Origin of the sequence: Spartinivicinus poritis (assembly GCF_028858535.1) — a bacterium.
GTDB classification, from domain to species: Bacteria; Pseudomonadota; Gammaproteobacteria; order Pseudomonadales; family Zooshikellaceae; genus Spartinivicinus; species Spartinivicinus poritis.
The window spans coordinates 18,306-35,567 of record NZ_JAPMOU010000052.1 but is presented as its reverse complement, the minus strand read 5'-3'; the positions used below and the strand labels follow the sequence as shown (position 1 = coordinate 35,567).

The following is a 17,262-nucleotide window of genomic DNA, read 5'->3' as shown; positions in this document are numbered from 1 at the left end:
AATCAGCATTTAATGGAAAAACTTTTTGATAAGTTAGGTCTGAGCAAAAGTAATAAAAAAGTCGCTCAAGTGTATGAACAGTTAAGCGACTATGGGGCTATTGCTGCATAAAAGTGTCTACAGTATTGTTAATTAAAAGAAATGAAAAAATGCTGGCTGCCCTTGAAACCAGTTGAATAAATATAGAGATCAGTATAAAAAAACAACTTTTTAGCGAGTAGATCGCTAGTTTTGTCGGGATGTTTATTATTAAATAAGAGCTTCTTTGCTTTGCTATTATAGTGCTAATTTGGTGCTGGTAGTAAGGTGGGGACATGGTTTTTTTAGCTATAAATTCCTTTTCTATGGCCTCTGCACAAGCTGGCAGTGTCTTGAATAAGACGGCTTATGAAGTGTAAAGCTGATTGTCTTTCTAAGCAAGTCAACACTATGCAAGAGCTGTCAGGCAACACATTTCCAGGGCCTTCAGGTAAACTCGCACACAGTGTTGTTGAAAAGCAATCACTCAACATAATTTCAAGTAAATTTTGCATACTCAACTAAACTAAATTGTGAGTAATTGATATAGATTGGTTGTGAGTGAAAAAATGTTAGTTTTGATTAAGCGGGTACTATTGTTAGCTTGTTTTGCTGCCAATGCATATGCTGATCTGCCACCTAATACAGAGATTCTTGCCTGTACAACCCCACAAACATTGTGGGCACCTTATGAGTATCATGACCGTAAAGGAAATAATGAATTAGTGGGTTATAATGTTGATGTGATGGAGGAAATTCTCAAGCCTTATAACATAAAATTAAAGCACGTTATCAGACCCTGGAAACGATGCTTGGAGTCGTTAAAGTCTGGTGAATTCCATATGATATGGCCTACCTCTTTAAATGAAGAGCGTCGTAGAGATTATTTACACTCTCGACACAGTTATGAGCTAACACCTGCTTTCTTTTACTTAAAGAGTCAATTCCCTTCTGGGCTTACTGCTGATGAGGTGAGAAACAAGATAAGCCCTGATTTACGTTGTGGGTTATTAGGGTATAACTATACGAACTTTGGTTTTAACAATGAAGAAATCGCGCGTACGACAAAAAGTCATGAAGCACTGATTGCTAGAATTCACCATAAATTCTGCCATGCAGCCTTTGCTCGTTTAGAAATTATTGCTGCTGCATGGATGATTTTAGAAAAGCCCCTCTTAACTGAAGAAATTTCTTATCAGGCGCTTCCTGTACCTAAGGAAAGATTTCATTTTTTAATTTCTAAAAAACATCCTCAGGGAAAGAAATTGTTGAATATAATCAATAAAGGGCTTGATAAGTTGGAAAGTAGTGGTCGACTGAGGGAGTTGTTAATAAAGTATATACCAAATATCTAAACTAGATATAATGCCTTTGTTAAAGTTACTTTTTAAAAATAGCCTTTTTGAACATCTTCCATTTTTAAGTAATAGTGTGTCCAATACACCTATCTTCCTGCTGTTATACCCGTCGCGAATGATTTTTAGACTTTGTTACCATCACTTTTCACCCCAGTCATTTAGTTTATCTAAAATCCTGGGGTTTCATCGCTCGGTGGCCTCGCCTAAATAATCCTTCACTGTGAGTATATACCACTTTATTTTCAAACCTAAAAATGATTCATGATGGGTATACATAGGCTTTGATCTAGAGAGTGCTTTAATATGATTGCGATTAACTCTGTAATGTTTTAACTCCCCCTTTTAGAAAGTAATAGTTTTTATAGTTGTAGTTTTTTAAGTGATACTGTAGCCATTTTACTTGTTTTCCAACAGCATCAAAAATAAACAAGGTTTTATCTTTGTATTTGTTATTTTTCAGTGCTTTGGTGAACCTATCAAAGGGGATGTTTCTAATATTGTTATAATTAGGAGAAAAACTACGTTGTACAGACTCTCTTATATCAATAATAATAGAATTTTTAGTGGAGTTAAGTTTGTTTTCAAAATTATCACTTTCTAGTGTATGTTGTTTAAATTCATCTTTGCTTATAATTTTACTTAAGTCTGCAGGAGACTCACCAAGTAATGATGAGTTTTCAGGATATTTGTTGACCCAGTCAAATATCCCAGCATCAAATGCATAACAGTTATCTATATTTGAATCCATTAGTTTTTTGGTGGCTTTGTAGCTTTTAGCGCAAGTATGTCCATTACAGTACACAATAATCTTTTTATTTGGATTTTCCTTTCTTAGGTTTTGTACTTTACTAGTAAATCCCATATTTGATAGGGGGATATTATGAGCGTTAGCTATATGTATAACATTGTATTCAGCTTTAGATCTAACATCGATGACTATTGTGTCACTAAGTTCTTCACCAAGAGTGTTAAGTTCTATAATAGGTATGTTTTTATATTTTTCTCTTAGTGGAAAGTCGCTCGCAGAACTGATATTTATAGCGATTAGACTTATAATTACCAGTATAACTACTGTATAATTTTGCTTAAAAATTATAGGGTTCATTTTTTAGCTCAGCACATGTTTTTTTGATGAGATAATTATAGTTTAAATGTTATTCAAGGCATGATTGAGTTGAAATAATTGCGCTAGTGGATATAGCTAAATAATATTGGTTTAAATACTTGGTTTTTATAGCAATATAGAGCTAAGTATTGTAGTTATAAGGTTTGAGAGTGAGAGGTTTTCTTTATGCTATTTAATGTGAGTTTTTGGGTAAGTTTTATAGTAAAACTTACCCAAAAATATAATCATTTTAGCAGGCTGTCGTTAGATTTTTATTATTAGTTTTTATTAAAGGTAGTGCTGCCACCTTTTAGGAATACATAATTTTTGTACCCATACTCTTTTAAATAATAATGCAGCCAGCGATTTTGTTTGCCTACTTTATCAATAAAGAGTAAATTTTCATCTTTTATAAGATGTCTCTTTAGGAGGGGGCGAATTCTCGTCAAAGGAATACGTTTTAATGCCTTAAGTGGAATTTTTTCTTCCTTTCTTTGAAAGTGATCTCTTATATCAATAGTGTTAAACGTGTCATTTATTTCGGCTTTCGTGACTAAATGTTGTTCATACTCTTGTTTGTTTATCAGCTTGCTTTTATCTGTAAGCACTTTTCCAAGTAGGATGGTTTGATTGTTGTATTTATTTGCCCATGAAAAAATTCCTGCATCAAACGAACGTACTAGGTTATATAGTTTAGAATGGCTCATTTTTTGTGCAGCTTTATAAGACTTCTTGCAGGTATGACCGTTACAGTAAAATACAATACAAGCTTTATTCTGCTTTTTATGTGCATTTTCAACTAGCGTACTGAAATTTATTTTACTTAAAGAAATATTAATAGAATCGCTAATATGAATAACGTCGTATTCTATTTTTGATCTTACGTCTATAACAAGACATTGCTTATTTTTATGATATAGCTCATCTAATTCAATGGTTTTTACATTAGGATAGCTTGATCGATGGGGAAAGGTATTATCTGCATGTAGATACTTTATAAATAAAAAGTTAACTAGTAGTAGGGAGATGAGTAACTGCAAAAGTCTACGTTTGGTTATTTTTAGCACAACCAATGTCCTTCTAAACACATTTGTAAAGTAAATGTAAATCTTGATTTGAGAACAAATATTTGATATCTACTGAATCGCTATAGTACTAAATTTGTTAGCTGTTACCAATAGCTAAATAATGTACTTGAATAAGATAATACGTCAAATGTAATACATATATTTTTGTATAAAATTGATACAGATTAAGTATTTAGCCTTTATTGTATATAATGGCACCTCTGTATAACTGTATGTGCGTTGCTGCATAGGGATTAAGATGTCTGATAAAAGAAGAAGTAGTGATATTACCAAAAATGCAAGTCAATCTAATCAGAAAAATCTGTTAGACCTTTATCTAGAAAATCCAGATAAAGCTGATGAGGTTGCATTTGGTCGAAAAACTTATTCTGATCGAAGAGGGTTTCTTAAGGGGCTTGGCTTGGCAAGTATGGCTGCTACTCTAGGTGGCTACATTCCATTTCATCGTAATATGCCTGGTGGGCTCATTCCTGCTGCAATGGCAAGTGGAATGTCAGACTTGCAAATACAAGGTAAAAATGGCCTTATAATCCTAAATGACCGTCCGGTTAACGCGGAAACCCCTCCACATTTATTAGATGATGATGTTACACCTACAGCACGTCACTTTATTCGTAATAATGGAACTCCTCCAGTAAATGTTGATCCTGAAAAGTGGTTGTTGACGATTGATGGTTTAGTTAATAAGCAACTATCTCTAAAAATTTCTGACCTAAAAAAACATTTTGATGTGGTAACTAAAAATCTTGTATTAGAGTGTGGTGGGAATGGTAGAGCATTTTTTGAGCCGAAAGCCCGTGGTAATCAGTGGACTTATGGAGCCGTTGCCTGTTCTCAGTGGACAGGGGTAAGGCTAGCTGATGTTTTAAATGCGGCAGGAATTCAAGAAGAAGCTGTTTACACTGCTCATTATAGTGCTGATAGCCACCTTTCAGGAAAACCAGGTAAACTACCTATTTCAAGAGGTGTTCCTATAGAGAAAGCACTGGGTGCTGAAAACTTGATTGCTTTTGAAATGAATGGAGCGCCATTACACCCAATGAATGGGGCACCTCTGCGTTTAGTTATTCCTGGTTGGCCTGGCTCATGTTCCCAGAAGTGGTTAACCCGAATAGAGTTGCGTAACCAGGTGCACGATGGTCCTAAAATGACTGGTAAAGCTTATCGTGTACCTAATCATCCTGTAGCTCCAGGTGAGAAAGTAGAAGAAAAGGATTTTGTTATTATTGAACAGATGCCAGTTAAATCACTCATTACTTTCCCTGAGAACAATGTTGAAATAAAAACAAGTGAATTAGACGTTCGTGGTCATGCTTGGGCTGGTGATAAATTAGTAAAAAAAGTAGAGATATCAATTGACTTTGGTGCTACATGGCAACAAGCAACATTAAACCAACCTGTTAATCAAGGTGCTTGGCAACGTTTTAAAACAACAGTGAAATTCCCTCAGGTAGGCTACTATGAAGTGTGGGCTAAGGCCACTGATGAGCAGGGTGTAAGCCAGCCTTTTGCTATTAATTGGAATCCTAAGGGGTATTTAAATAACAGCTTTCACCGGATAGCCGTTCGGGTAGTTTAGACAGCAGTTTAGGTAGTTAGCTAGTGCGAAAATACTTATCTTGTATTCTATTGATGAAAGTATTAGTAGGGATAGTTCCTGCTAATGCCCAATCAACCAATGATGAAACAGTAGAAAAATTAAATGAATTAGCTGCTGTTGGTCGTCAGGTCGCTAATGTTTGTTTAGCGTGCCATAGTGCTGAGAAAGGTCAGCCCCATAAAATAGGTCCTAATTTATGGGCCCTATCCTCTAGAGGTATTGCTAGTGCCGGTGGTTATCAATACAGTTTAGCGTTATCGAATAAACAAGGTAGCTGGAATTTTCAACAGCTTGATAAATTCCTGCGTCAGCCTGCAGCGTTTGCACCTGGTAACAAAATGGCCTTTCCAGGAATTGAAAATGTGTCCCAGCGTGCAGCTGTTATTGCATGGCTTGCTACATTAAATAGTAAAGAAGCCAACTGGAAAATTCCTTTTGATGACCTTTTGCCTAGCAAATCTATAATAGAAACAAATATAGCAACAACAAATAGGCTATTAAAACCCGGAAAAGGTAATGAGGTAGTTAGTGAATTATGTGCAAGCTGCCATTCTTTAAGGTTAGTTATTCAGCAAGGTATGAATCGTGAACGGTGGGAGGAAACACTAGATTGGATGGTTGATGAGCAGGGCATGGATAGTATTGCCTCTGATAAGAAGAAAATAATTTTAGACTATTTATCAACATGTTATGGCGAGTAAATAGTAATAATTTTTTACCTTAAATAGGGTTGAGAATACATATTTTCTCAACCCTTATGCTTATTTTTGAGCAGGTTGGCCATTTGCTGTTATTGAACTAATTGTTTCATTGTACTTAAGTTGTCTATAGTTTTGTAATTTGCCTTGTTGAAGTTTAGCCATATATTGATTGAGCTCCTTTTTTACCTTTGGTGCTAAAATATATAAACCAAGGATGTTGGGTATTGCAATAATAAAAACTAATGCATCGGACATTTTAATAATAGAGTCCAGTTGAACCATACAGCCTAAAGCAATAAATAAACAAAATATCATTTTAAAAATCAATTGTGAGTTCTTTTTGCTTCCAAATAAATAAGTCCAGCTTTTTAATCCATAGTAAGACCAGGCAATAGAGGTGGAAAATGCAAATAAAAGAGCCGCTAATGCTAATGGGTAGGGAAACCAGCTAATGTGGTAAGCAAAAGCAGCAGATGTTAGCTCAATGCCTTTAAGCCCGCTATCCATTAAGCCATGGGGAATTGCTGTGGTAATAATGACGAGTGAACTTAAGGTGCAAATGACAATAGTATCTATAAATGGTTCTAATAATGATACTATACCTTCGCTTACTGGCTCGTTAGTTTTTACAGCAGAATGGGCAATAGAGGCTGAACCTAAACCAGCTTCATTGGAAAATAACGCCCGTTGAAAACCAATAACCATTACTCCAATCATACCACCAGTGATGCCATCTGAAGTAAAAGCCCCTTGCAAGATTAACTTGAATGCTGTGGGAATAAACTGGTAATTAAAGCTGATAATTACAATTGTTGAAACGATATAAAGAATAGCCATTAATGGTACAATGCGTTCAGCCACTCTAGCAATAGAGTGAATGCCGCCAATAATAACGGTTGCAACAGTACCTGCGATAAGAATACCAAATAGCCAACTGTGTTCAGCAAAAAAACTATGTTCGCCACCAGTAATATTGACGAATTGGATATACGCTTGGTTTGACTGAAACATATTACCAATACCAAGACAGCCTACTACCATTGCTAGGGCATAAAAAATACCCATAGTTTTACCTAGCTTAGGCCAGCCTTTTTCAGCAATTCCATGCTCAAGATAATACATTGGGCCACCAGAAACTGAGCCATCTTCATGGTGGCGCCGGTACATCACGCCCAAGGTACACTCAACTAGCTTGGTCGACATGGATAAAAAACCAGCAAAAACTAACCAAAAGGCTGCCCCAGGACCTCCTATAGTAATAGCAATAGCCACACCACCAATATTACCTACTCCTACAGTACCTGATATTGCAGTGGCTACGGCTTGAAAATGTGAAATTTCACCTTTTGCTTTTGGATTACTATAATCGCCGCGAATGAGTTGTAATCCGTGGGAAAAGCCACGTAAATTAATAAATTTTAGATAACAGGTAAAGAAGAGAGCTGCACAAGCAAGCCAGATAACAATCAGAGGAACATCAGCTCCTAACATGGGTATGCTGAAAAAAACAAAGGTTGATAACGCATTGGAAATGGGTTCGAGAAAATTATTAACAGCGGTATCTATACTATCGGCATGAGAGTTATTGCTAACCAATAACAAAGGAAGGATTAGCTTATAAATATTCATAGTCCCTTAACTTCTAAGTTATACCCGCTATAAGCAATTGCTTACATAAGGTGTCATTTATAAAATAATTATTTATAGTTATGAATCTGTCAGGTTAATGAAAGTGAACAAGAGTTTAATAGTGCCAGTTAAACATTTTTTGTAATGCCAGTTGACGTTTATGTGATTGTGGCTAGTGTATATTTGCACTTTTTACAAAGAATTTAATAAAATCAGTATTAACAGTTGTATAAGAATGGAAGTGGTTTAATAATAGGTAGTAATAAGGTATGTATGAACAACTGTTTTATTTAGAGCCGAAGCCTGGAATCAGTTTACAAGCGCAAATTCAAGAAATAATGGTTTCTGCAATTTTGGACGGTCATTTTCCACCAGGAAGTTTATTACCTTCATGCCGTAAGCTTGCTAAATACCTTAAGGTTTCTAGAAACACTGTAGTCTTTGCCTATGAGAAGTTGGCTGATGAAGGCTATATCACAACTTCAGAAAGAAAAGGCCATTATGTTAGCGAAGATGTTAAAGAAAAATCAGCATATGTTAAATGTGTTGATGAAAGCACAATAAATAAGCAAGTTGATTGGCAAAGCCGCTTTCAGTTTACATTTCTAAACTATCAAAATATAGATAAGCCAGAGGAATGGCGCCATTGTCAATACCCTTTTATTTGTGGACAGTTAGATAGTAGCTTGTTCTCAATTAATGAGTGGCGAGAATGTTGTAGGATTGCTTCCAGTCGTGCAACAGTGGGACGTTGGTTAGCTGATCAAACAGGCTCTGATGACTCTTTACTGATTGACCAGTTACGAACCCGTGTGCTGCCTAGGCGGGGAATTCGTTGTGCGCAAGATGAAATATTGGTTACGCTGGGAACGCAACACTCCTTATATATGCTGGCACGTATACTTATGAATAGTAAGACAGTTGTTGGCATAGAAGATCCGGGCTATGTGGATGCAAGAAATATCTTTTGCTTGGCGGGTGCTACGATCCAGCCGCTGACAGTTGATTTACATGGTGTAGAAGTTAATCAACAGTTAGCTAGATGTGATTATGTGTATGTAACCCCAAGTCATCAATCACCAACAACAGTCACAATGCCTATGGCGAGGCGACAAGAACTACTTGCAGCTGCAGAAAAGTACAATTTCATTCTTATTGAAGATGACTATGAAAGTGAATTTAACTTTGTGACACAACCTTCACCTGCTTTAAAAGGTATTGCCAAGAATGATCGCGTTATATATGTAGGCAGTCTATCCAAAACCTTAGCGCCAGGTGTTCGACTTGGTTATATGGTAGCAGCAAAGCCACTGATTCAGCAGGCTATTGCTCTACGTCGTTTAATGTTACGACATCCACCAGCTAATAATCAGCATATTATTGCTTTATTTCTATCTCGTGGTTATCACGATAGTTTTATTAGGCGACTAGCCCAAGCTTACCGTAATCGTTGGTTAATACTTCAAGCTGCTTTGAAACAATACCTACCAAAGTGCCGTATATTTCCTTCTTTTGGTGGTAGTACGTTATGGGTTGAAATGCCTACACATGTTAATACTACAAATCTGCAGCAACTGGCTCTCAAGCAAGGTATATTTATTGAAGCAGGTCGCATGCATTTTTTGGGGAATGATAAACCTGACAATTTTATGAGGCTAGGATTTTCTTTTATTCAAGAAGAGCTAATTGAAGAAGGGATAAGACAGCTTGCAGAACTAATAAATGGCTTGGCTTAAATGCTTAAGAATTGATCCACTTTTGGTGTTATACTGGCAGTGACTTTATGGCCAGTAATATAGGGAATGGTGTTCCAGTATTTCATGCAAAAACCCTGAAACAGGCTGATGAGATCAATCATATATAGGGCATCTCTAATTATTGTTCAAGACCCCGTCAGCTTGCGCAGAGGCCATAAACAATAATTAGAGGTGCCCTATAGTTAAACTGAAGCAGTATAAGTAATTGGAAGATTAAGTATGAATATAGTAAAAGTAACAAATAAGATAGCCTTAGTAATGATTGTTTTATTAGTGTACTGGGTTTTTATCTTTACTTGCTCTACAGTCTTCGGCTTTAAAGTCTTTAGAGAAAACATGAGTGAGATATTTTTGCTGAGTATATTAGGAATATTTGCAGTTTTACTTGGCTCAATAATTATTAATATTATGTTTAATCTGACAGCTATTGCTGAAGGTAAGAAATATACAGAAAATGTACCAAAAGATAAGTATAAATATACATTACTAGGTTTTTTAGGATCTTTGGTTGTAATATTTATGCTTCTCTACCTTGGAGATATTGCAACATCAAAGAAAAAGGAAGATTATTTAGTTTCATCCGCTTCAGCTTTAATTGGAGAGCAACAAGATATAATGGAAAGGCTGTCTCGCTATTCTTTCTCTCGAAAGTATATTGAGAGTGCCAGTCATGATATTAAAGTACTTAGTAAAGTAGAAGAAAAGTTTCCAGAGGTGACAGTTATTGCTAGAGATAGTTTGAATGGTAAACAATTACTTTTAGGTTTTAGCAGCTATTCTGGCCTTGGATCTGAGGAAAAAGCACTACGAGTGAATTATATATTGAGCACATCTAGTGAGGAAAGGCAATATCTTAATTCAGTATTCGATGGCAGAGTCTCCAGCCATAGGTTTTCATCAAGTGATGGCCGGTATGAAATCTATTATCCAGTAAAAACTGATCAAGGTATAATCGTAATTCACTTATCCCAATATAGCCGGTACGGGAAAATGGGGTCGTAAATATATGTCATAAAAAATCCTCTTGGTAAACTTGTGAAAGCTTATATTGGCACATAATTAACCAAGAGGTAAGGCTACACTAATACTGACCTAATACCTTATGTAAAATATCAGTCATTTGCTCAATATGGCTGGGGGTTGAAATAAATGCAGGAGCAACAATTCCTGCATCACCTGTTGTTTTAATATGTAGACCTGCTTCAAAAAGTTTGAGTTGTAAGTCATTACCTCTGCTTCCTGGTACGGAATCTGGTTCAACATCAAACCCTGCGAGTAAGCCATAACCACGAATATCTTTAATAATAGGTAACCGGCTTAATGAAAAAATGGCTTCTTGAAAGAGTGGTGCAAGTACAGCCGCTTTTTCAAATAAGCCTTCCTGCTCATAAATAGCTAATGTTGCTAAACTGGCTGCACAGGCTGCTGGATGGCAAGAGTAAGTATAGCCATGGAAAAACTCTGGCACGCCAGGTTGCCCTGCATTAACAATGGTATCATAAATACTTTGTTTAACGGCAATTGCACCCATTGGTTGGGCGCCATTGGTTAATGCTTTGGCCATAGTAATAATATCGGGGATAACACCAAAACTGTCAGCTGCAAACGCTTTTCCTGTTCGGCCAAAGCCAGTGATTACTTCATCAAATACCAGTAATATTCCATATTGGTCACAAATTTCTCTTAAACGTTTTAAATAACCTTTAGGTGGTACTAATACACCCGTTGATCCTGCGATGGGCTCAACAAAGCAGGCAGCTACTGTTTCAGCTCCATAAAGCTGTACTGCTCGTAACAGGTCGTCAGCTAATTCAACCCCTTGTTCACCTTCGCCCATGGCAAACTGGTTTTCGGTTAGCCAGGTATGGCGCATGTGTACAACACCAGGAATGCCTTGGCCAAAAACTTCACGGTTTTTTACCATACCACTTAAAGAGGTGCCGCCTAAGTTAACCCCATGATAGGCTCTTTCACGTGATACTAAACGCTGACGTTGGGGTTGGCCGTTAGCATAGTGATAGGCATAAGCAATTTTAATGGCTGTATCAACAGACTCTGAACCAGAATTGCAAAAGAATACTCGATTAATCGTTTTGGGCAGCATACTCGCTATATTTTCTGCTAACTCAAAAGAAGCTGGATTAGCCCGCATAAAGTGGGGGGAGTAATCCATGGTTTGCAGTTGCTGAAAGACAGCGTTGGCGATTTCTTTTCGGCCATGGCCTGCTGGCGTACAAAACAAGCCTGAGCAACCATCTAATATTTTTTCACCTCGATGGTTCCAATAATAAACACCTTCTGCCTTGCAAAATAATTGAGGATCCGCTTTAAATGTTTGATTGCTGGTAAAAGGCATCCAGTGGTAATTCATGTTGGGTAATGGTTGGTGCGTCATACGATGTTTATCCTTTGTCTATAGAACCATGTCAATATGCGAACACCTTCACTGAAGGGTAACTAAGACTGATTCTGATGATAATCAGGCACTGATGGCTTTATGTAGAGCCAGATAATTGGTGCCATTTGGTCCAGTTGCTGGACCAACTAAATATAAAAGTTGGCTCTATCAATAGGAAAAAACTCTAGTAAATATAGAAGTGCCTTATAATTGTTATTTTGCACTGCTAGCCCAGGAGTAAACCGCTTGGAAGTTATCGACTTAAGTATCACAACAGTAGTATTGCTTTCCTTGGTGGCTTTTGTTGCATCATTAACATCAACGGTTACTGGTATGGGGGGCGGGATGTTGCTTTTTGCTGCAATGAATACGGTCATACCTTTACGTCCACTGGTGGCATTACATGGTATTGTTCAGTTTGGTAATAACTTAATCAGAATTTACTTTTTATTAACCAGTATCCGTTGGCGTATCGTTATACCATTTTGTATCGGTGCATTATTTGGCACTATTGCCTGTGTGATAGTGGTAGAACAGTTGGTTAATGAAAGTATTCCACTCTTTATTTTGCTGGTTTTAATTACATACACTGTATTTAAACCAAATAAACTTCCCAACCTGGTGATTAAGGATAGTAATTTTCTGTATGTTGGTGTGGCAACAGGGATAATTGGTATATTAGTCGGTGCAATTGATCCATTGCTAGCCGTATTTTTTGTGCGTGATGACTTTAGTAAAGAAGAGGTTGTTGCCAATAAATCAGCAATGCAATGTTTTACTCACTTGTTGAAGATTCCTGCTTATATGTACTTGGGGTTTTCATTTTTGGATCATTTAGAAATAATTTTACTGCTACTGGCTGCCTGTGCAGCAGGTAACTATCTGGGTATTAAATTACTCCAAAAAATAAATAAACAGTTTTTCTTTATATTGTTGAAACTAGTGCTATTGATTGCAGGTATTCGACTCGGTTATCAGTTGTTGACACTAATTAATTAATATACGAGGAAGTAATGATGGATTATCAAATAATTAACCCCTATAACAACAATCTAGTTGGTGAGTTTAACTATACATCAGCAACAGAGGTTGAAAGTGCATTATCACTCGTCGATAGCAGTAAGCAAACCATAGCGCTTTTATGTGCTGCAGAACGTTCTGAGATTTTAGAAAAGTTGGGAAAGCTCTTAACAGAGCATAAAGAGAAACTTGCTGACTTGATCACTCAAGAAACAGGTAAAACCATTAGTGATAGCAGGGTTGAACTAGATAGAGCAGTTAACACTACCAAAGCCTGTTCTATTGAGGTAAGAAAAATTGATGGTGAGTTATTAGATTCAGATGCTTACTCACCAAAACGTGGTAAATGGGGCTTAGTTTGCTGGAGGCCGATAGGTGTCGTACTTTGTGTAACCCCTTTTAACTTTCCAATAAATATTGCCATGCATAAAATAGGGCCTGCATTTGCTGCAGGCAATCCAATCTTGTTTAAGCCAGCACCACAGAATTATCTGTCAGCCAAATTACTGGTTGATCTTTGCTATGAAGCAGGTATACCGAAGAATGCGCTGAAACTGGTAGTGCCAGATATTCCTGTGTTAAGTGAGTTAATTGCGGATCCTCGTGTGGCAGCCATTAATTTTACTGGCGGCAGCCAGGCTGGTGAAGCCATTGCAAACAGGGCAGGATATAAAAAGTTATTGTTTGAATTAGGAGGTAATGATCCGCTGGTTATCATGCCGGATGGAAATATCGAGCTTGCTATTAATGCAGCAATTAACCAGCGGTTTGCTACGGCAGGACAACGTTGTACGGCTGCAAAACGTATTTATGTTCATCAAGCTATCTATTCTCAATTTGTTGAAGGGTTACTAGCAAAGGCAGCTGCGCTTCAGGTTGGAGACCCAGCTGATCCGGCAACCTTTGTGGGACCACTAATTAATAAACAGGCAGCTGATGTGGTGGAGCAACGTATTAATCAGGCAGTTGAATCAGGCGCAATAGTATTACTTGGAAATAAGCGAGACAATAATACTATTTACCCAACAATATTAGAAAATGTAGCAACTGATAGTGAATTGGTAAAAGATGAAACATTTGGGCCAGTTATGCCTATTCATGCATTTAATGAAATAAATGATATTATTCCATTGATCAATGACAATCCTTACGGTTTGCAGGCAGGAATATTTACTGAGTCTATTAATTTAGCAAAAGATTTATTTGAACAGCTTGAAGTTGGTACCTTGGCTGTTAATGATGGCCCTGGTTTTAGAGCAGAGCATTTTCCATTTGGTGGCGTAAAAGCCAGTGGTGTTGGCCGGGAGGGTATTTACTATGCTATACGGGAAATGAGTATTCAGAAAACACTGGTAATATAAATAAACTGCCATTGTCATAAAAATATATACAACGCCTGTTTTAATAGTTGGTTTTGATAACAAGGATGTCGCAAAAGTACTTCAAATTAAATCCCTTCTCCCCCACGGAGGAGAAGGGATTTAATTTGAAGTACTTTCACGACTCCCTTTAAACTAGAGAAAAGGTGTGATGACAGGGATGAGACAAAAAGTTTTCCGAAATAAATTAGTTGGCGTACTTTTTTTTACTGCAGGATTTGTAGTAACTGCTATTAGCATTAGTCATGCTCAGGAGAGGAGACCAGACTATTTCATTGACTGGGTGGACCCTTTTATTGGTACAGGTGGGCATGGTCATACTTATCCTGGTGCAACTATGCCCTATGGTATGGTGCAATTAAGCCCAGATACACGGCAAAATAATTGGGATGCCAGTTCAGGCTACCATTATACAGATAACACAATAATTGGCTTTTCTCACACTCACTTAAGTGGTACTGGTGTAGGTGACTATGGCGATATTTTATTAATGCCAACGACAGGCGTTGTTCAATTAGAACAGGGATCTGAAGAGCAACCAGAAACGGGGTATCGGTCAAGGTTTGAACATGATCAGGAGTCTGCGTCACCGGGCTATTATCAAGTAAAACTGCTAGATTATGATATTAATGCAGAGTTGACGGCTACTCATCGCGTAGGTGTTCATCGTTATCAATATCCTGTAGATAAGCAAGCGAACATGATTCTGGATTTACGCCATGGGGTAGTCTCTGATGAAATTATTGATTTACAGCTGGAAGTAATCAGCCCTTACAGGGTGAAAGGTTATCGTAAAACCAACGGTTGGGCTCAGGATCAAACGGTTTACTTTGTAATGGAGTTTTCTCAGCCAGTCAAACAATATGGCATTAAGCAAGGCAGGGCGCTGTTAGAAAATACAAAAAAAGTAAACGGTAAAAGCATTGCTGCCTATTTTTCTTTTCCTAAAAAAACTGAAGAAGTAAAAGTTAAGGTGGGTATTTCTCATACTAGTTTAGCAGGGGCAGAGCAAAACTTGATGGCTGAGATGCCTCATTTTGATTTTGATAGAGCCAAACGAGCTGCAGAACTTACCTGGGAAAATGAGCTAAAGCGAATTCAGCTTGGCAAGGAGGAAAACCCAGCCAATAAAAAGACTTTTTATACAGCACTTTATCACTCTATGCTGGCACCCAATGTTTTTAATGATGTGGATGGTAGCTATAAAGGACATGATAAAAAAATCCATAAAACCAGAGATTTTAATTATTATACAGTTTTTTCATTATGGGATACGTTTCGTGCTGAACACCCACTGCTAACTTTAATCGATCAACAAAGAACATCAGATTTTATTAATACCATGTTAACCATGTATCAGCAGGGTGGCCATTTACCTATTTGGGAGTTAGCAGGTCATGAGACTGGTACCATGATTGGTCAACATTCTATCCCTGTGATTGTAGATGCCTACATTAAAGGTATTAAGGGGTTTGATAATCAGTTAGCTTATCAAGCGATAAAAGCTGCAATGGACCGTGATTATCGTGGTTTGGCTCAGTACCGTAAACTTGGGCATATTATGGCGGAAGAAGAAGGAGAATCCGTATCAATTACCTTGGAATATGCCTTTGATGATTGGGCAATTGCCCAAATGGCTAAAGCGATGGGATATCTGGACGACTGGCAATTATACCGTAAGCGAGCACAGGCTTTTGTTAACTTATATGATCCTACCATTGGCTTTATACGGCCAAAGCAGTACACCAACTGGATCGAACCATTTGACCCTAAACGACCCACGGTTCATTACACAGAAGCGAATGGGTGGCAATATAACTTTTTTGTGCCTCATTATGTGCAGTTGTTAATAGGTAAGCTAGGTGGAGATGAACGATTTATCGCGAAGCTGGATGAGATGTTTAATACAGTATCAGAGATACCTGGAAAGGATATTACTGGGTTGATTGGTCAATATGCTCATGGGAATGAGCCTAGTCACCATATTGCTTATTTGTATAGTTTTGCTGGTGCTGCTTGGAAAACACAGGAAAAAGTTAATCAAATAATGACGAAGTTATATTCTACTAAACCTGATGGGTTAAGTGGCAATGAGGATTGTGGTCAAATGTCTGCTTGGTATATTTTTAGTGCACTAGGCTTTTATCCTGTTGCGCCTGGCAGTGATATTTATGTATTGGGTACCCCTCGCTTTAATCAAGTAAGCCTGCCGCTGGAAGACGGTAAAACTTTTACAATAAAAGCCAAAGGGCTAACAGCCGATAACTTTTATATTGACCGAGTGGAGCTAAATGGTAACGACTATCCTTATAGTTATATACGACATGAGGATATTGTAGCAGGCGGTGAGCTGGTATTTTATATGGCAGCAGAGTCGAACCCAGAGTTTGGTGCTTCGATAAGTCATCGCCCAAAACACTATCAGCAACTTGAGCCTTTAACGCCAGTACCTTTATTTAATTCGCCAAGTAAGAATTTTTATGACTCAGTTAATGTGGCAGTTAACAGTACAGAGCCAGGGGTGAAAATACATTATACAACAAATGGGGAGCAGCCTACTCAACAATCGCCAGTTTATTCTCAGCCGTTAACATTTACAGATACAACGGTATTAAAAGCATTGGCAGTAAAGGAAGGCTTTTTACCTAGTTATATACAATCTTTAGAATACATAAAAATACCTTATCAATTTGGTGTAACCTACCATACGGAATATACGCCGTCTTATCCTGCTAATGGTGCTATCAGTTTAGTGGACTTTCAAACTGGTAGCACGAACTTCAGGCACCCAAACTGGCAAGGCTTTTATAATGTAAATTTTGATGTAACTATTGATTTAAAAACGCTTCGAAAAGTAAATTCCGTAGCCACTCGTTTTTTAGAGGATAGCCGATCCTGGATTTTTTTACCTAAAAATGTCACTTATGCTATTTCAACCGATGGTGAGTCATTTAAACAAGTCAAAAATATTCCTTATAAAACACCAGGTGACTTCAGGCCAGCAGAAGTATTTACCCCTACAGTAAAACTTGTTGATGAAGAGGCATTTCAATATATCCGTATAACAGGAGAAATTATTGGTAATTGCCCAGATTGGCACCCGGGGGCAGGAAAGCCTAGTTTTATTTTTGCTGATGAGGTGGTGTTTGATTTGGTTGAATAAGGCGTTTCTTTTTTAATAGATTCGAGTGGATAAATAGCCGATAACT

Annotated in this window: 12 protein-coding genes; 8 read left to right on the top strand and 4 right to left on the bottom strand. The window is 37.5% G+C overall.

What is annotated here, in order from left to right:
• Nucleotides 1-587 precede the first annotated feature (587 nt).
• Nucleotides 588-1,373: a substrate-binding periplasmic protein gene (locus ORQ98_RS24475; protein ID WP_274691449.1), complete on the top strand. Its 786-nt coding sequence runs from the start codon at nucleotides 588-590 to the stop codon at nucleotides 1,371-1,373.
• A gap of 316 nt (nucleotides 1,374-1,689) precedes the next feature.
• Here ORQ98_RS24475 and ORQ98_RS24470 read toward each other — a convergent pair whose 3' ends face one another.
• Nucleotides 1,690-2,481 carry a rhodanese-like domain-containing protein gene (locus ORQ98_RS24470; RefSeq protein WP_274691448.1) on the bottom strand — a complete coding sequence of 264 codons (792 nt, stop codon included), beginning with the start codon at nucleotides 2,479-2,481 and terminating at the stop codon, nucleotides 1,690-1,692.
• A 278-nt stretch (nucleotides 2,482-2,759) separates the two neighbouring features.
• A complete protein-coding gene (locus ORQ98_RS24465) occupies nucleotides 2,760-3,548 on the bottom strand; it encodes a rhodanese-like domain-containing protein (RefSeq protein ID WP_274691447.1) in 789 nt (262 codons plus the stop codon).
• A 259-nt stretch (nucleotides 3,549-3,807) separates the two neighbouring features.
• Here ORQ98_RS24465 and ORQ98_RS24460 point away from each other — a divergent pair, with 259 nt between their 5' ends.
• Nucleotides 3,808-5,148: a sulfite oxidase gene (locus tag ORQ98_RS24460; protein ID WP_274691446.1), complete on the top strand. Its 1,341-nt coding sequence runs from the start codon at nucleotides 3,808-3,810 to the stop codon at nucleotides 5,146-5,148.
• A gap of 23 nt (nucleotides 5,149-5,171) precedes the next feature.
• Nucleotides 5,172-5,870 (top strand): c-type cytochrome, encoded by a 699-nt coding sequence (locus ORQ98_RS24455; RefSeq protein ID WP_274691445.1) that lies wholly within the window; start codon nucleotides 5,172-5,174, stop codon nucleotides 5,868-5,870.
• A gap of 60 nt (nucleotides 5,871-5,930) precedes the next feature.
• Here the strand turns inward: ORQ98_RS24455 and ORQ98_RS24450 are convergent, their stop codons facing one another.
• Complete coding sequence (locus ORQ98_RS24450) at nucleotides 5,931-7,499, bottom strand: alanine/glycine:cation symporter family protein (RefSeq protein WP_274691444.1); 1,569 nt, start codon at nucleotides 7,497-7,499, stop codon at nucleotides 5,931-5,933.
• A 269-nt stretch (nucleotides 7,500-7,768) separates the two neighbouring features.
• On the opposite strand from ORQ98_RS24450, the gene pdxR reads away from it, so the two are divergent.
• Nucleotides 7,769-9,235: a MocR-like pyridoxine biosynthesis transcription factor PdxR gene (gene pdxR / locus ORQ98_RS24445; RefSeq protein ID WP_274691443.1), complete on the top strand. Its 1,467-nt coding sequence runs from the start codon at nucleotides 7,769-7,771 to the stop codon at nucleotides 9,233-9,235.
• Between the two features lie 240 nt (nucleotides 9,236-9,475).
• On the top strand, nucleotides 9,476-10,258 hold the full coding sequence (locus ORQ98_RS24440) for a hypothetical protein (protein ID WP_274691442.1): 783 nt from the start codon (nucleotides 9,476-9,478) through the stop codon (nucleotides 10,256-10,258).
• A gap of 79 nt (nucleotides 10,259-10,337) precedes the next feature.
• On the opposite strand, the gene aptA is transcribed toward ORQ98_RS24440, so the two are convergent.
• Nucleotides 10,338-11,651, bottom strand: a complete 1,314-nt coding sequence (gene aptA, locus ORQ98_RS24435; RefSeq protein WP_274691441.1) for an omega-aminotransferase AptA — start codon at nucleotides 11,649-11,651, stop codon at nucleotides 10,338-10,340.
• Nucleotides 11,652-11,900: 249 nt separating this feature from the next.
• Here aptA and ORQ98_RS24430 point away from each other — a divergent pair, with 249 nt between their 5' ends.
• The 3 genes from ORQ98_RS24430 to ORQ98_RS24420 all read left to right on the top strand — a co-directional run bounded on the left by ORQ98_RS24430 (nucleotide 11,901) and on the right by ORQ98_RS24420 (nucleotide 17,216).
• Complete coding sequence (locus ORQ98_RS24430) at nucleotides 11,901-12,653, top strand: sulfite exporter TauE/SafE family protein (protein ID WP_274691440.1); 753 nt, start codon at nucleotides 11,901-11,903, stop codon at nucleotides 12,651-12,653.
• A gap of 14 nt (nucleotides 12,654-12,667) precedes the next feature.
• Complete coding sequence (gene safD / locus ORQ98_RS24425) at nucleotides 12,668-14,035, top strand: sulfoacetaldehyde dehydrogenase SafD (RefSeq protein WP_274691439.1); 1,368 nt, start codon at nucleotides 12,668-12,670, stop codon at nucleotides 14,033-14,035.
• A 178-nt stretch (nucleotides 14,036-14,213) separates the two neighbouring features.
• Nucleotides 14,214-17,216, top strand: coding sequence for a GH92 family glycosyl hydrolase (locus ORQ98_RS24420; RefSeq protein ID WP_274691438.1), 3,003 nt, complete (start codon nucleotides 14,214-14,216; stop codon nucleotides 17,214-17,216).
• Nucleotides 17,217-17,262 lie beyond the last annotated feature (46 nt).

Excerpts from the sequence above, each read along its gene's own strand:
- ORQ98_RS24475 (WP_274691449.1), top strand. The coding sequence starts at position 588 with ATGTTAGTTTTGATTAAGCGGGTACTATTGTTAGCTTGTTTTGCTGCC.
- ORQ98_RS24450 (WP_274691444.1), bottom strand. The coding sequence starts at position 7,499 with ATGAATATTTATAAGCTAATCCTTCCTTTGTTATTGGTTAGCAATAAC.
- ORQ98_RS24470 (WP_274691448.1), bottom strand. The coding sequence starts at position 2,481 with ATGAACCCTATAATTTTTAAGCAAAATTATACAGTAGTTATACTGGTA.
- ORQ98_RS24440 (WP_274691442.1), top strand. The coding sequence starts at position 9,476 with ATGAATATAGTAAAAGTAACAAATAAGATAGCCTTAGTAATGATTGTT.
- ORQ98_RS24420 (WP_274691438.1), top strand. The coding sequence starts at position 14,214 with ATGAGACAAAAAGTTTTCCGAAATAAATTAGTTGGCGTACTTTTTTTT.
- pdxR (WP_274691443.1), top strand. The coding sequence starts at position 7,769 with ATGTATGAACAACTGTTTTATTTAGAGCCGAAGCCTGGAATCAGTTTA.
- ORQ98_RS24460 (WP_274691446.1), top strand. The coding sequence starts at position 3,808 with ATGTCTGATAAAAGAAGAAGTAGTGATATTACCAAAAATGCAAGTCAA.
- safD (WP_274691439.1), top strand. The coding sequence starts at position 12,668 with ATGATGGATTATCAAATAATTAACCCCTATAACAACAATCTAGTTGGT.
- aptA (WP_274691441.1), bottom strand. The coding sequence starts at position 11,651 with ATGACGCACCAACCATTACCCAACATGAATTACCACTGGATGCCTTTT.